Origin of the sequence: Fibrobacter succinogenes subsp. succinogenes S85, from assembly GCF_000146505.1 — a bacterium.
Lineage (GTDB): Bacteria > Fibrobacterota > Fibrobacteria > Fibrobacterales > Fibrobacteraceae > Fibrobacter > Fibrobacter succinogenes.
Genome location: NC_017448.1, coordinates 325,394 through 340,133, shown reverse-complemented (window position 1 = coordinate 340,133; position 14,740 = coordinate 325,394). Strand labels below are relative to the sequence as shown.

Annotated in this window: 16 protein-coding genes; 12 read left to right on the top strand and 4 right to left on the bottom strand. The window is 49.9% G+C overall.

The features are described from left to right. Window positions 1-11 precede the first annotated feature (11 nt). The 5 genes from cobA (at window position 12) to hemL (ending at window position 5,624) form a co-directional block, all read left to right on the top strand. Entirely contained in the window at window positions 12-1,589 is a 1,578-nt protein-coding gene (cobA, locus tag FSU_RS01435) for a uroporphyrinogen-III C-methyltransferase (RefSeq protein ID WP_014545135.1), read from the top strand. After that, window positions 1,589-2,485 carry an NAD(P)-dependent oxidoreductase gene (locus FSU_RS01430; protein WP_014545134.1) on the top strand — a complete coding sequence of 299 codons (897 nt, stop codon included), beginning with the start codon at window positions 1,589-1,591 and terminating at the stop codon, window positions 2,483-2,485. Before cobA ends, FSU_RS01430 begins: the two co-directional genes overlap by 1 nt. 5 nt (window positions 2,486-2,490) lie before the next feature. Then, complete coding sequence (hemB, locus tag FSU_RS01425) at window positions 2,491-3,456, top strand: porphobilinogen synthase (RefSeq protein ID WP_014545133.1); 966 nt, start codon at window positions 2,491-2,493, stop codon at window positions 3,454-3,456. 67 nt (window positions 3,457-3,523) lie between these two features. Then, window positions 3,524-4,333, top strand: a complete 810-nt coding sequence (locus tag FSU_RS01420) for a mechanosensitive ion channel family protein (protein ID WP_014545132.1) — start codon at window positions 3,524-3,526, stop codon at window positions 4,331-4,333. A 4-nt stretch (window positions 4,334-4,337) separates the two neighbouring features. Next, window positions 4,338-5,624 carry a glutamate-1-semialdehyde 2,1-aminomutase gene (gene hemL / locus FSU_RS01415; protein WP_014545131.1) on the top strand — a complete coding sequence of 429 codons (1,287 nt, stop codon included), beginning with the start codon at window positions 4,338-4,340 and terminating at the stop codon, window positions 5,622-5,624. 97 nt (window positions 5,625-5,721) lie between these two features. On the opposite strand, the gene FSU_RS01410 is transcribed toward hemL, so the two are convergent. The 4 genes from FSU_RS01410 to fabF are packed head-to-tail and all read right to left on the bottom strand — an operon-like array spanning window position 5,722 to window position 9,638. After that, the gene (locus FSU_RS01410; protein ID WP_014545130.1) at window positions 5,722-7,449 is read right to left on the bottom strand and encodes an AMP-binding protein; all 1,728 of its coding nucleotides are present in this window, start codon (window positions 7,447-7,449) and stop codon (window positions 5,722-5,724) included. An 18-nt stretch (window positions 7,450-7,467) separates the two neighbouring features. Next, window positions 7,468-8,238: a polysaccharide deacetylase family protein gene (locus tag FSU_RS01405; RefSeq protein WP_015732489.1), complete on the bottom strand. Its 771-nt coding sequence runs from the start codon at window positions 8,236-8,238 to the stop codon at window positions 7,468-7,470. 3 nt (window positions 8,239-8,241) lie between these two features. Then, window positions 8,242-8,373, bottom strand: a complete 132-nt coding sequence (locus FSU_RS16625; RefSeq protein ID WP_015732488.1) for a hypothetical protein — start codon at window positions 8,371-8,373, stop codon at window positions 8,242-8,244. A 14-nt stretch (window positions 8,374-8,387) separates the two neighbouring features. Next, window positions 8,388-9,638 carry a beta-ketoacyl-ACP synthase II gene (fabF, locus tag FSU_RS01400; protein ID WP_015732487.1) on the bottom strand — a complete coding sequence of 417 codons (1,251 nt, stop codon included), beginning with the start codon at window positions 9,636-9,638 and terminating at the stop codon, window positions 8,388-8,390. Between the two features lie 120 nt (window positions 9,639-9,758). On the opposite strand from fabF, the gene nirJ2 reads away from it, so the two are divergent. The 7 genes from nirJ2 to FSU_RS01370 are packed head-to-tail and all read left to right on the top strand — an operon-like array spanning window position 9,759 to window position 14,738. After that, window positions 9,759-10,751 (top strand): putative heme d1 biosynthesis radical SAM protein NirJ2, encoded by a 993-nt coding sequence (gene nirJ2 / locus FSU_RS01395; RefSeq protein ID WP_015732486.1) that lies wholly within the window; start codon window positions 9,759-9,761, stop codon window positions 10,749-10,751. Beyond that, on the top strand, window positions 10,751-11,281 hold the full coding sequence (locus tag FSU_RS01390; RefSeq protein WP_015732485.1) for a hypothetical protein: 531 nt from the start codon (window positions 10,751-10,753) through the stop codon (window positions 11,279-11,281). Before nirJ2 ends, FSU_RS01390 begins: the two co-directional genes overlap by 1 nt. A 10-nt stretch (window positions 11,282-11,291) precedes the next feature. Continuing rightward, window positions 11,292-11,594, top strand: a complete 303-nt coding sequence (locus FSU_RS16240; protein ID WP_014545126.1) for a hypothetical protein — start codon at window positions 11,292-11,294, stop codon at window positions 11,592-11,594. Window positions 11,595-11,602: 8 nt separating this feature from the next. Next, the gene (tadA, locus tag FSU_RS01385) at window positions 11,603-12,235 is read left to right on the top strand and encodes a tRNA adenosine(34) deaminase TadA (protein ID WP_015732484.1); all 633 of its coding nucleotides are present in this window, start codon (window positions 11,603-11,605) and stop codon (window positions 12,233-12,235) included. Between the two features lie 23 nt (window positions 12,236-12,258). Then, a complete protein-coding gene (locus FSU_RS01380; protein WP_014545124.1) occupies window positions 12,259-13,098 on the top strand; it encodes a hypothetical protein in 840 nt (279 codons plus the stop codon). Beyond that, window positions 13,095-13,811: a right-handed parallel beta-helix repeat-containing protein gene (locus FSU_RS01375; RefSeq protein WP_014545123.1), complete on the top strand. Its 717-nt coding sequence runs from the start codon at window positions 13,095-13,097 to the stop codon at window positions 13,809-13,811. Before FSU_RS01380 ends, FSU_RS01375 begins: the two co-directional genes overlap by 4 nt. Before the next feature lie 9 nt (window positions 13,812-13,820). Continuing rightward, window positions 13,821-14,738: a hypothetical protein gene (locus FSU_RS01370; protein ID WP_014545122.1), complete on the top strand. Its 918-nt coding sequence runs from the start codon at window positions 13,821-13,823 to the stop codon at window positions 14,736-14,738. The last annotated feature ends 2 nt before the right edge of the window (window positions 14,739-14,740 follow it).

The following is a 14,740-nucleotide window of genomic DNA, read 5'->3' as shown; positions in this document are numbered from 1 at the left end:
ATTTGGTTTCGATGGAAAATTCGAATCATTTTGGTAAAGTTTATTTGATTGGCGCGGGTCCTGGCGATCCTGGGCTTTTAACCGTGCGCGGAAAGTCAATTCTTGAAAAAGCCGATGTTGTGGTTTACGATCGTTTGGTTTCACCGGGCGTGCTCTCGTTATGTAATCCGAAAGCAAAGATGGTGGATGTGGGCAAAATGCCGACGCACCACAAGGTGAAACAGTCCGAAATTAATAAACTCCTGGTAAAATTTGCCGTTGAAATGCCGGGCGCGACCGTAGCTCGTTTGAAGGGCGGCGACCCGTTTGTGTTCGGTCGTGGTGGCGAAGAGGCTTTGGAGCTTGTCGATGCAGGCGTCGAATTTGAAGTTGTGCCGGGCGTGACGTCTGCTATAGCTGTGCCTGCCTATGCGGGCATTCCCGTGAGTCATCGTGGAATTGCAACAAGTTTCCATATCATCACAGGGCATGAAAAAGCCGAGGCTGGTGATTCGCTTTCTTTAGACTTTGAAAATCTTGCAAAGAGCCAAGGAACGCTCATCTTTTTGATGGGCATTGCCAATATGGACTTTATCGCACGTCGTTTAATCGAGTGTGGCAAAGATCCGAAGACTCCGCTTGCATTTATTGAAAAAGGTACAACCCCGAACCAGCGTACCGTTATGGCAACGCTTGAAACAGCGGGCGAGACCATTGTCCGTGAAAATGTGACGGCACCCGCAATTACGATTATGGGTGGCGTGGTTGAACTTGGCAAGACTCTTGCGTGGAAAAAGAATTTGCCGCTTTCGGGTAAGCGTTTGGTTGTAACGCGTGCCGCAAAACAATCTAGCGGGATTACCGCTCGACTGACAGCCCTCGGTGCCGAAGTCATCGAAACTCCGATGATTGAGACACGGAATGTTCTCCCTTATTGTCATGCCGAACTCCCTTCCTGCATCGCCAATTCTTATGAATATGATACTGCTGAACTAGCCGATCTAGCCGATTTCGAAGACCTTAAAGACTTTGATATTCTTGCTTTCACGAGCACGAATGGTGTTGAAAGCTTCTTCGAGCAGTTGTTCACTGCGGAGTATGACGTACGCGAGCTTGCCGGCAAGAAAATTGCAAGTGTCGGAAAGATTACCGAAAAGAAGTTGCTTGAATACGGCATCCGTTGCGATTACGTTCCTAAAGATCACACCGGCGAAGGACTAGGTTTGTTGTTGCGCGAAGTGGTTGACGACGAATCTCGTATTCTTCTTTTGCAAGGCAATCTTGCAGACGATACTTTGCTCAAACTCTTACCGAAAGCAACACGTTGGATCGTTTACGAAACACTGCCGATTGCTGAACTCCCGGATTGGAAACGTGAAGCTATTGCCTCTGCTGATGCAGTCGTCTTCGCCAGTTCTAGCGCTGTTGAGAATTTTGCGCAAATATCAAGTCTCTCGTCTTTCGTCTCTCGTCTAAGTTTCTGCATAGGTCGCATGACTGAAGCCTCCGCGAAAAAGCATGGCTTTGAAACTGTCACCTCCGACGAAACAACGATGGATTCGCTCGTCAAAAAAATCGTGGAATATTACACGATGGGGGAGAATGCTTAATGAAAGCTATTCTTATCATCGCTCACCATTGCATTTTGCCGGGGGCGTACAAAGGATTTGAAGAAATCCTTGACCGCTTGCATCATGATTTGCCGGGTACGCGCGTCGCAAGTACGAGTTTGTTGGATTTGGAAAACGACCTCCGTACGCTTTTGCGCGAAGATGTGGAATCGGTGACGCTTCTGCCGTATTTGCTGTTGAACGGTCAGCATACAAAGAATGACGTGCCGCGTGTTGTTGCAAAATTGCAGGAAGAATTCCCGCAAATCCCGATTACGCTTTTGCCTTGCCTTGGCGATTGGAAAGAATTCTCGAGCATGGTTGTGTGCGGTATTCGCAATGCGCAGTTAGACGAAAAAAAGCCTTCAGAGTCTCTCGTCTCTCGTCTTTCGTCTAAAACATCAAACCTCTTCTCCATCGAGTTGAATCTTGAAGGACGTAACGTGCTTGTGGTGGGCGGTGGCCGCATTGCTCTGCGCAAGGTGAAAACGCTTATCCCGACCGGTGCTCATATTACTGTTGTCGCTCCGCAAATCGACCCTGAATTTGAAACGCTCAAGGCTGACGAGCCGTCTTCTATCACATTAAAACAGCGCCCGTACGAACCTCTGGATTTGCGTTGCGTTTTCATGGTCTTCATTTGTACTGACCAGCCCGCAGTCAATGCTCAAGTTTCTAACGATGCTCGCGCTCGCCGCATCCTCGTGAATAACGCCTGCGATTACCTCGACGGTGATTTTATTGTGCCTGCTCGTATGGACTTCGGCGAAAACATTGCTGTGACCGTCTCTACGCAGGGCCGCGCTCCTTCGCTCGCCAAGAAGCTCAAGCAGAAAATCCAGACCGAATGGGCCGAAGACCTTGCGCAAATTGAAAAAGATTTCAAAAAGGAATAGTTATTATGATTATTCGTCCTCGTCGTTTACGTAGAAATGAAGTTATCCGCAACATGGTTGCAGAAACTGCTGTAAATCCCGATGCCCTCGTTTACCCGATGTTCGTGGTTGAAGGAACGGGCGTCAAAGAAGAAATCCCGTCCATGCCGAACCAGTTCCGTTTCTCGATTGATGAAATCTTGAAGGAACTTGAAAGCTGTGTCGCGCTTGGCATCAAGTCCATTTTGCTATTCGGCATCCCGAATCACAAGGACGAGATGGCGACTTCGGCTTATGATAAAAACGGCATTGTGCAGCGTGCTGTGCGTGCTATCAAGGCGAAGTTCCCGAGTTTGTACGTGATTACGGACGTGTGCCTTTGCGAATACATGAGCCATGGCCATTGCGGCATTATCAAGGATGGTGATGTGGATAATGACCCAACGCTTGAACTTTTGGCAAAGACCGCTGTTTCGCAGGTGGCTGCCGGTGCCGACATGGTGGCTCCGAGTGACATGATGGATGGCCACATCACGGCTCTCCGCGAAGCTCTTGACAATGCGGGCTTTACAAATACGCCGATTATGGGTTATAGCGCAAAGTTCGCTAGCGCTTATTACGGTCCGTTCCGCGATGCCGCTGATTCCGCTCCGCATTTCGGCAACCGCAAGAGTTACCAGATGGACGTGCGCAATGGTCGCGAAGCGCTCCATGAAGTGGAACTCGATCTTGAAGAATGTGCAGATATCGTGATGGTAAAGCCTGGCCTCGCATTCCTCGATGTGCTTCGCCAGACGGCTGAAATCAGCAATGTGCCGGTCGCTGTGTATAACGTAAGTGGTGAATATTCGATGGTCAAGGCTGCTGCAAAAATGGGCTGGATTGATGAAAAGTCGATTATCCGCGAAAACATGATTGCGTTCAAGCGCGCCGGTGCTGATATCATCATTACGTACCACGCCAAGGAAATTTTGGAAAATAAAATTCTGTAAAATAAGATTTTGTAAAAAGGCGATCCCGGAACAGAGTCCGGGATGACAATTAAAAAAGGATGCTAAAATGAAAGAATACGAAGCTTTCTTGAAAAATCTCGGTGTCACGAATGCTATTGCTCAGGACATCATTGAAATTGCGACAGTGCTTGTCGTTATCGCCATTATCTTGGCGATTATAAAGTTTATTCTTAGTTTTGCCATTAAGAAGGGCGCTGATGAATCGGTAAAACCGCTACTTTATTCGCTGTTCTCTTATGCGCTGTACATTGTCGGCTTGCTCATGATTCTGCATATTCTCGGTGTGAACACCGCAGGAATCGTGACTGTAATCGGTGCCGCTTCTCTTGCCATTGGCCTTGCTTTGAAGGATACGCTTGGCAACATTGCGTCGGGAATCCTTTTGCTGTTCCTCCATCCGTTCCGCGCTTCGGATTATATCGAATGTGGTTCTTTGAAGGGGAAAATTGTAGGCGTGGGGCTTTTCAACACGACGCTTATCTCGTTGGATGGTCTTTACGTTTCTGCACCGAACAGCATGTTGTGGGGAGCTCCGATTGTCAACTTTAGCCGCAATCCGAGCCGCCGCCTTGATTTGGCTTTTGGCATTGATTATGCGGATTCTGCTGAAACGGCGATGAACGAAATGAAACAGCTCGTCGATAACGATCCTGAAGTTTTGAAAAGTCCTGCACCTTCATTCTTTGTGTCTGCGCTTGAAGATAGCTCGGTGGCTGTCAATTTGAGAATTTGGGTCAAGACCGCAAATTACTGGGATATGCGTTGCAAGTACATGAAGGCTGTGAAGGAACGCTTTGACGAAGTCGGTATTTCTATCCCGTTCCCGCAGCGCGTTGTGCATATCGTTAAGGAGTAGTTATATGAATCACTCTTTGAGCGAAAAGTTGTTTGCAGAAGCAAAGACGCTCATGCCGGGCGGCGTGAACAGTCCTGTGCGTGCGTTTAGCAATGTGGGGGCGACGCCTCCGTTTATCAAGCGTGCCAAGGGCAGCCACATTTACGATGTGGATGGCAACGATTACATTGATTACGTGGGCAGCTGGGGCCCGATGCTTTTGGGGCATGCGCACGATGCAGTGATTAAGGCTGTTGCCGATACAGCTCAGAATGGCCTCAGTTTTGGCGCCCCGTGCGGTCTTGAATCGGAACTTGCGAAGTTTGTGATGAGCCTTGTGCCAAGCGTCGAGATGATTCGCATGGTGAACAGCGGAACCGAAGCTACGATGAGTGCCATCCGTGCGGCTCGCGGTTTTACCGGTCGCGATAAAATCGTGAAGTTCGAAGGCTGCTACCATGGTCATAGCGATAGCTTGCTTATCAAGGCGGGCTCGGGCATGCTCACGACGGGCAAGCCGAGCAGCAAGGGTGTGCCTGCGGACTTGGCAAAGTACACGCTCACGCTCCAGTACAACGATGTGGCGGGCGTTAAGGAACTTTTCGACAAGATTGGTGACGAAATTGCTTGTGTGATAGTAGAACCGGTGGCTGGCAACATGGGCGTTGTCCCTGCGAAGCCGGAGTTCTTGCAGACTCTTTCTGAAGAGACTAAAAAACATGGCGCTTTGCTCATTGTCGATGAAGTCATGACCGGTTTCCGTGTCGGGATTCATTGCGCACAAGGCCTTTATGCCATTAAGCCGGATCTCACGACGTTTGGTAAGATTATCGGCGGTGGCATGCCGGTGGGCGCTTATGGCGGTCGCTTGGACGTGATGCAGCAAATTGCCCCGCTCGGCGGAATTTACCAGGCGGGTACCTTGTCGGGAAACCCGGTCGCGATGGCGGCAGGACTTGCAACGATGCGTGAACTTTCAACGCATCCAGAACATTACGTGCATGCCGAAGCTATGACGAAACGCTTGATTGCTGGGCTCAAGTCCGCTGCAACCGAAGCGGGCATTCCGCTTGCGACAAACCAAGTCGGTTCTATGGGCTGCATCTTCTTTACGGAAGGGCCGGTCACGTGTTTTGCCGACGTGCAAAAATCCGATTTGGAACTTTTCCGCAAGTATTTCCTCGGCATGCTCGACGAAGGATTCTACTTTGCGCCGAGCCAGTTCGAAGCCATCTTCGTGAGCGCCGCTCACACCGAAGATGAAATCGACCGTACCATTGAAGCCGCGAAGCGCGTGTTCAAAAAATTATAGCGGCGGCGCATTTTTTTTCGCATTCCCCTAGCGGTCCACGCATCTTGTAAAACTTACGCATCTCGCAAAAAACGCACCCCGAAGGGTGCGTTTTTCATTACTTTTCTTCAGACGTTTCGCTTGCGGCGTTTTCCGCATTCGCTTCGTCCGGCGCAGTCACATTCTCAGCCGTATCCTTGTCGCGGATGGTTGCGCGTCGAATCTTTCCGCTGATTGTCTTTGGCAGTTCCGTCACAAAGTCAATGATGCGAGGGCTCTTGTAACTTGCGGCAATGTTCTTTGCAAAGAGCTGGATTTCCTTCGCAAGTTCCTTGGAGGCTTCGTAGCCCTTCTGCAAAACGACTGTTGCCTTGACCGCTTGACCGCGAGACTTGTCTTCGACACCTGTTACAGCGACTTCCAAAACGGCAGGGTGCTTGTGCAACACTTCTTCCACTTCGAAGGGGTTGATGCGGTAACCGGAGCTCTTGATCAAGTCATCCGTGCGGCCCACGAACCAGAAGAATCCGTCCTTGTCGCGGTAAGCCGTATCGCCGGTGTGATACACTCCGCCTTCAAAGACTTTCTCGGTGCGTTCTGCATTGCGATAGTAACCGCCGAACATGCCAAAAGGCTTGCCCTGGTCAATCTTGATGATAAGCTCACCGACTTCTTCAGCCTCGCACGGCTTGCCTTCGGCATTGATGATTTCCATCTGGTAGCCTGGAGAGGGTTTGCCGATAGAACCCGGATGCGGTTCGCTAAAGCCAAAGTTACCCGTGGTAAGTGTAAGCTCGGTCTGTCCGTAGCCTTCCTGCATGCGGATGCCCGTCTGCTCATAAAACCTGTTGTAAATATCCAAGTTCAACGCTTCGCCAGCGGTTGTGCAGTACTGCAAACTCGAAAGGTCGTACTTGCTGAGGCCATGCTGCAAAATGTAGCGGTACACGGTCGGCGGCGCGCAGAACGTCGTCACCTTGTATTCCGCCATCTTCTCGAGGAGCTTGCCCGGGATGAACGTGGTCATGTCGTAAGTGAACACGGCGCTTCCAGCAATCCACTGCCCGTAAATTTTGCCCCAGAGAGCCTTGGCCCAGCCTGTTTCGGCAACGGTCAAATGGCGACCTCCGTCCACAACGTGCTGCCAGTACTTGGCGGTTACAATGTGTCCGAGCGGGTACGTATAAGTGTGTGCCACCATCTTCGGATTTGAGCTCGTGCCACTCGTGAAATAGACGATCATGATGTCGTCGTTATGCGTAGCGGCATCGCCAACGGGGCGTTCAAACGTTGAGGGGAAAAGTTCGTAGTCGTCGTAGAAGCTAATCCAGTTCTGGCGAGCAGTCTGGCCGACTGTCACGAGCTTTTCGACCGATTCGCACTTGGACTTTGCCTTGTCCACTTCCTTTTGCAAGGCGGGATCGTCGTATGTTACGACCATCTTGATTTCGGCGGCGTTGAATCGGTATTCCAAATCCTCGGCGGCGAGCATGTTTGTTGCCGGGATGGCGATTGCGCCAATGCGGTGCAGAGCGAGCAAGAAAAACCAGAATTCGTAGCGGCGGCGCAAGATGAGCATCACGCGGTCGCCCTTCTGGATACCTTGTTCTACAAGGAAATTCGCCGTGCGCTGGGAGGCTAGCGACAAGTCCTTGAACGTGTAAATGTGGCTTTCGTCGTTGTCGTCACACCACACGAGGGCTTCACGCTTCGGCTCCGTCTTGGCATATTCGTCAACAACGTCATAAGCGAAGTTAAAATCGTTCGGAATCGTTATCTTGAAATTTTTATACAAGTCTTCATAAGACTTGTAATCAATTTTAGATAGAAACTTATTTAAAATCATCTGTGCGAAGTCCTGAAATTACAAGTCCTTGTACATGATTTTTTCGCGCAAGGTCGAAATGTAGCGCACCATGTTCAAAATGCGTTTCTCGCCAATCGTTCTGAAGTCTTTGTCGTGGAACACCAGGCGGTGGACTCCACCCGGCAAGAGCATACGAAGGCAGGCGTAAGTCTGCGCGATACCGAGAATCGGGGTGGGCAAAATCGAGAAGCTAAGCGTTGCGGAATTCGTCTTCTTGATGTTGCCTTTGACCTTCTGGTAAATGCCGTGGAAATCTTCGTAGTAGTCGAAAATTTCGAGAGCCTGTTCCTTGAGGTACTTGTTGCCAAACCAAATCGGCGGGATAAAGCCAGAGGGCTTGCCGTTGCCGTGAGCCTTCCACAGTGCGAGACTGCGCTTGAGGAGTGCTTGCGTGAAGCGTTCGTCAATACCTGCAAATTCTGCTTCGTTGTTCGAAACGAGGAGCGCGAGCTTGCCTGCAATACTTCTGTTCAGCGAGAGGTCTGCGCGGTGGCGTGCGCCGTGGAGCATAATCTCATAGCCTTCCTTGACAAACTTGTCGAGTTCTTCGCGGAACTGTTCGGCTTCGGATTCCGGGGCTGCGCCAAATGCGGGGATGACCGCAATGCTGATGGGGGAGCCTGCTGCTTCTGCAAGCTTTCTGATCTGGACGGACGCCTTCTTGAAGTTGTTCACGCTAAAGCTGTGGTAGCAAAGGATGAACTTCTTCTTCTTTTGGAAGGTCGCTTCGGCCGCTTGGATGTCGGCGATATCTTTATTCTGTTCCATAAGCTACTCTTGTTCTTTAGATTTTGTGGAAACTTCTTCTTCCAACTTCTGCGAAATGAAGAGGTGGTAGAAAAAGAACAATACTGCGCTGCAGATGGTTGCTTTAACCCAGGATTTGAAAAGCCAATCAGACATAGCGGCTCCTTTGTTTAATCTTTAAACTTTTTGATGACGACGATGCCGTTGTGACCGCCAAAGCCAAGCGATGCAGATACTGCAACATCGATGTTCCCTTCAACGCCCTTGTGCGGCACGTAGTCGAGGTCGCATTCTGCGTCCGGGTTGTCGAGGTTGATGGTGGCGGGGTAGAACGAATCACGGATGGCGAGCGTGCTAATCATCGCTTCGATAACGCCTGCTGCACCGACGCAGTGGCCGGTCATGCTCTTGGTGCTAGAGACCTTGATTTTATAGGCATGTTCGCCGAGTGCTATTTTAAGCATCTGTGTTTCGGTGAGGTCGTTCAGGTGCGTCGAGGTGCCGTGGGCATTGTAGTAGTCTACATCCGTCGGGGCGATGCCCGCATCTTTCAATGCCTTGACCATAGCCTTCGCGCAGGTTTCTCCACCCGGGCGCGGGCTTGTAATGTGGTAAGCATCGGCAGAAGAACCGTAACCGGCGACTTCGGCGTAAATTTTTGCACCGCGGGCCTTGGCGTGTTCGAGTTCTTCGAGCACGAGAATGGCTCCTGCTTCACCCATGACAAAACCGCTGCGGTCCTTGTCGAACGGGCGGGAAGCCTTTTCGGGGGCGTCGTTGAACTTGTCGGTGAGGGCATGCATGCCCGCGAAGCTCTTGATGGAGTAGTCCGTGATAGCACTTTCAGAACCGCCGGCGAGGCAGACGTCAAGCCTGCCCGAGCGGACGGCGTCAAGGGCAACGCCGATGGCGTCTGTGCCGGAGGCACAGGCGGTGCAGACTGTCCAGGCAGAGCCTGTGATGCCAAGAGCGATGGATACGTTGGCGCATGCTTCGTTTGCAATCAGTTCGGGCATGGCGAGTGGCGAGACGCGGCGGCGGCCACCTTCGAGGTACTTGCTGTAAGTTTCTTCAACAACGTCCATACCAGCAAGGCCGTTACCAGCGACAATACCAGTCGTGTCGGCGGCGATTTCTTCCTTCGTTAAGCTTGCGTCCTTGACCGCTTCGTTAGCGGCGGCGACGAGGAACTGCGTGAAGCGGGCCATGCGGCGGGCTTCCTTCGGGTCGATTCCGTGTTCTTCGGGCTTAAAATCCTTGACTTCTGCCGCAATTTTCACTGGGCAGTTCGTAGCATCGAACAAAGTGATCGGGCCGATGCCACACTTGCCTGCCTTAATGGCGTTCCAAAGTTCGGGGGCGGACTTGCCTACGGGGGTCACCGCACCCATACCAGTAATAACAACTCTTCTTCTATTCATCATATGAAATTAAAATAGCTTTTTTGCGATAGTAACGGTAATTATATAGGGGTATAATAGGATATATTTGCTTTTTCTATATTTGCAAGCGTAAAAAACATTTTGAATGAGGTCTATGGCATGATCGTCTCTTGGATGACAACGAATAAGTGTAACTTGACGTGCAAACACTGCTACCAGGATGCTGGCGAAAACAAGTCGGCAGAACTTACGACTGACGAAGCGCTCAAGCTCATCGACGAGATTGCCAAGGCCGGATTCAAGATCATGATTTTCAGCGGTGGCGAACCGATGACGCGCCCGGATATCGTGGAACTTGTGGCCCATGCCCGCGAACGTGGACTCCGCCCGGTGTTTGGCACGAACGGAACGCTTATTACGCATGATTTGGCGTTCATGCTCAAGGAAGCGGGGGCCATGGCGATGGGCATCAGCGTTGATAGCATTGACCCTGCTCGTCATAATGATTTCCGCGGTCTCCCGAATGCGTTTGAACTCACATTGATGGGCATCGAAAACTGCAAGGCGGCTGGCCTCCCGTTCCAGATTCATACGACTATTATGGACTGGAACCAGAACGAAATTTTTGACATCATGGACTGGGTCAAGGAAATCGGTGCCGTGAACCATCAGATTTTCTTTTTGATTCCGGTGGGTCGCGGCAAGGAAATCGAAGGACATGCGCTCCGTGTTGCCGAATACGAAGGACTCCTCCGCAAAATTATGGAAAAGAGCCGCACGCTCGGAATTCCAGTGAAGCCCACATGCGCTCCGCAGTTCCTCCGCATTGCAGACCAGCTCGATATCAAGACACGTTACAGCCGCGGTTGCCTCGCTGGCCTCGACTACTGCATCGTAAGCCCTATCGGCAAGGTTCGCCCTTGCGCCTACATGATGGAAGAAGCGGGCGATGTTCACGACACTCCGTTCGACGAAATCTGGGCGAATGCCGAAATCTTCAAGCAGTTGCGTACAAAGGCTTACAAGGGCGCTTGTTCCAAGTGCAAGTTCAATGACCGCTGTGGCGGTTGCCGTGCCCGTGCAGCATACTACCACGATGGTGACTTTATGCAAGAGGATTCTTACTGTGCATACGGTCGCGGACTTAAGTAATGTGGGAACGCCGAATAAAATTTTTGCAGGAGTTGATTGACTCTCCATTAGAGGTGTTGGGGAGTATATGGCCCTGTTTGTTATTTATGCTAATAATAACTGGAGTCCCTGTATGGCTTTCTAAAAAGAAATTTTCCGAAAGGGAAAATCTCAAGTGGAAGGTCTATGTGCTTATGTTGCCTGCCATTTGCCTAGCTTTCTTTTGCTTGTTATTTTGTGGCGAAAAAGCGTATCATGAGTTTACTTTAGATGTCGTATTCACGTGGCTTGGGCTTACTTTTTTCGCTTGGTTCATTTTGCTCCCATTCTTTATGATTGATCCCGCTTTTTTTCGTCGTGACACTAACATTTGGGATAACACGAATTATCACAGTGAAGTCGAAGAAAATATTGACGATCTTTTCGACATGGCCATGAAAGTGGGGCGTGAAAAACGCGAAGGAAAAGATACCTCGAAACAGGAAGCCGAATACGAGCAAAAATTGAAAAATCTTGAAGAAATAAGCAATTCAAATAAGTCTAATTGGTAGTGATGTAAATATGATTGATTTTATAACATTACATTTTGATGAAATTTTTTTTGTTTGCTTTTTTGTAGCGGGGCTGGTAATTCCAATTTTGATGGGATGCAATGAACATCCATACAATGAACCGAAAATATGGAAAATTCGTTTGGTTGCATTGCCGATAATTTTGGGTTGTGTTTTTTATATTTTTAGAAATTCTTGTGGTGTTTTGGGAAGAATCTATATATCATTGGGGCTTTGGCTTGTCTTTATGTTTCCTCGAGGTTATGTTGAGTATATGCTTTATCGTCGTAAAAGCGGCAATAAAAAGGAATAGGTTGTAGTATGAATAACGTAAAAATCAAAGAAGAATCCTCAGACCTCAAAGTGAGCGAAGCGAACGACCTCAAAGCAACGCGACCTCAGAGCGAGTTTACGAACGACCCCGTATCTCTTTCGTCTTTCGTCTCTCGTCTTTCGTCTAATTTTTCGTCGGAAGACGAAAAATTCATGCGTATGGCGCTTCGCCAGGCGCAGATTGCTTTTGACATGAAGGAAATCCCCATCGGTTGCGTGATTGTGAAAGACGGAGTCGTGATAGGGAAGGGCTACAATCAGGTCGAACAGCTCAAGGACGCGACGGCTCATGCCGAAATCATCGCGATTGGTACTGCCGCAAGCACGCTCGACAACTGGCGCTTGGACGGCTGCACGCTTTATGTGACGCTTGAACCATGCCCCATGTGCGCTGGAGCCATCCTCAACAGCCGTGTTTCCCGCATTGTTTACGGTTCTCCGGATTCCCGTTTTGGCGGCTGTGGCACCACCATCGACGTCATTACCGGCAACGCCCTCAAGCGCGCCGTTGAAGTCACGGGAGGTATTCTCGCAGACGAATGCCTTGGCCTTCTGAAAGGCTTTTTCCAGCAGATGCGCCTTGAAAAAGGGGATACTGGCGCGAAACCGCAAACTCCGTAATATTTTTTACTTAAATTTATTACATGAATTTTACCAAGTTTAGCGCTTTCTCGGCGCTCTCTATTGCGTTATTGACACTTTGTTCCTGTGAACGGAACGAAATCCATCTTTCTTTTAACACGAAGACCGTTTCTCCGCAGACGTTCGTTCTTGAATCAACGCTGAATGCAAGCATCCCCGGCGATTCCATCAACGAACCCGAATCCATGCGTACCCACGTGAATGTACGCAGCACGATGAGCCTTCTCATGTCATATGACGATGGCTCGGGCCGCTTTGAAATGAAAATCGATTCCGTCGATTACACAAGCGACAAGCGCTCCGTTGATGAATTCCGCAACATTGAAAAGTATTTATCCATTCAGAATTTCCAGTTCAAGCTTGATCACGATGGCATCATCACGGACCCGACTATCGAAAATGCGGTCGAAATGCCTTCCGAAGATGATCTGAACCTCATTCCGCTTTTCCTCAAGGCCCAGCCGCTTCTCCCCGAAAAGTCGGTCAAACTTGGCGAATCCTGGGAACGCCAGATGCCGATTTTCGGCAAGGGCAATAGTTCCACGACCGTTTATAAGACATTCACGCTGCAAGACGTTTTCCTCCAGGATGGCGTGCGCATGGCTAAAATACACATGGGCGTGAAATACCTTGAACTCCCGGATACAACTTCGAATTTACAGCTGAAGAGTAGCGACTATGTCGTGGGCGATGGCATGGTTCTCTTTGATGTCACTCATGGAATTATATCATCTGCTGAAATGAATCTCGTGGCTGTTATAGATGTTCGCGACCTTGTCGCAGGCGATACGCTTCCGAGCATGAACGTCAATCAGAAAATCACCTTGAGGAACGTTCAATGAAAAATTTAATCTGTTCCTCTCTCGTTGCTGTGGCGACTGTTGCTAGCGTGGCTGTCGCTTCTGGAATGCCGTTCCCGGTGGCCGAAAACAACAAGGTCTTTTTGCAAGAAAAGGATAGCCCTTACGTGCTCGAACAGAGCGTGGTTGTCGGCGCTACGGATACGCTCGTCATTGAACCGGGCGTGACCGTTTTGATGGGCGAGTTTGCAAAACTCATGATCCAGGGCTCGGTAAAAATTGCGGGTACAAACGATAAACCCGTTGTCTTTAGCGGAGCCGATTCTGTGGCAAACTGGAATGGTTTCCACATCATGTCTAGCGCACAACCGTTTGAAATAAAGAACTTGACCGTCGAGAATGCGTTCCGCAATACGATTTTCCGTTCTAGCGGTACTCTTGAAAACGTCAATTTCTTCAATAACTATTATGGCCTTTGGGTTGATGAAAGCCCCAATGTGACGCTTGCTCGTTGTACGTTTGCTCACAACCGTTATGCCTTGTCTGTGAGGGCTGGTCGTGTCGTTTCGAACGGCACAAGCATCTCCGAAAACGTCTATGGACTTTATCTCGAAACCGCAGGCAAGCTTGATGGCGATACGGACTTGATTCGCAATAACCAGGAATCCGATATCCGCAGTGAAGCCGCTGATTTGAAGACGAGTAAAAAGCGCGTCCGCCGCAACGTGTGGCACAACATTGAAGCGCGTTTCTAAGAGGTAGTCGTGGAAGAAGCTTTCCGTAGAGCCATACGTAAGATGACAGGGGCAAGCGTACGCTTGGCCGTGCGTCCGAATCGCTCGGCTATTGTCGCGACGCTTTCTCAGTCCATGATGGTCACGTGGTCGATTGCGCTCTTTGAACATCTCGACGCCATGCTCAACAATCCGGATGCAAACGTCGGCAGTTCCGAGCTCATCTCGTATAGCGAGTCTGCCTGGAAACTTTGCGAATCGGGCTTCCCGCAGATTTTCAAGGATTGCGAAAAACTTTATAGCGAGTTCCGTGCGAAGTGGATCCAGCGTTTTTCGACCGATGAAGTCTTGCGGCTCTTGCTTGAAGGCGGTGATTTCTTGGTCCATGACGAAGAAAAGGGTTGGGCACTCACCGTAAAAAACAACAAGCAGGACATCAACAACTTTTATTCGGCAACGATCCACTTGCTCGTAAGCGATGCCGAACCGTTGTTTGTGCGTATGCATGGCCGTGTGATGCAGTTGCAAGAAAAGCTCTGCAAGTACTGGCTTTCTGAAAGTGCGGTAGACCCGGTGTCGAAGCTTTTGCCATGCCTCGAAGCCTCGCTGCGCGAAAAAGAAAACGCTATGGTGGTTTCGCTCCGTACGTCCTTGAACTCGCTTGCAAAAAAACGTTTTGCGGCGGCGTTCGCCTCTAAAGGTCCAGTCCGTTACTATTCGTCCGCAATGTCTTGCGCCCGCAATGTGGGGCGCTACTGGAACCCGCATTACGCATACGAAAACTGCTTCCTTGCGTTTACGGATGATTTTTGTGATTACGCTCAGGGGCTTACGACTCAGGTTATCGAATGGTACCAGAGCAAGTGGTCTCTTTTCCTTCGCGGGTTTTCTCGCGGTCAGTTGAACTTGTTTGAAACAGTCGCTCCTTATCAAGCGCAGAATGTGTAGGT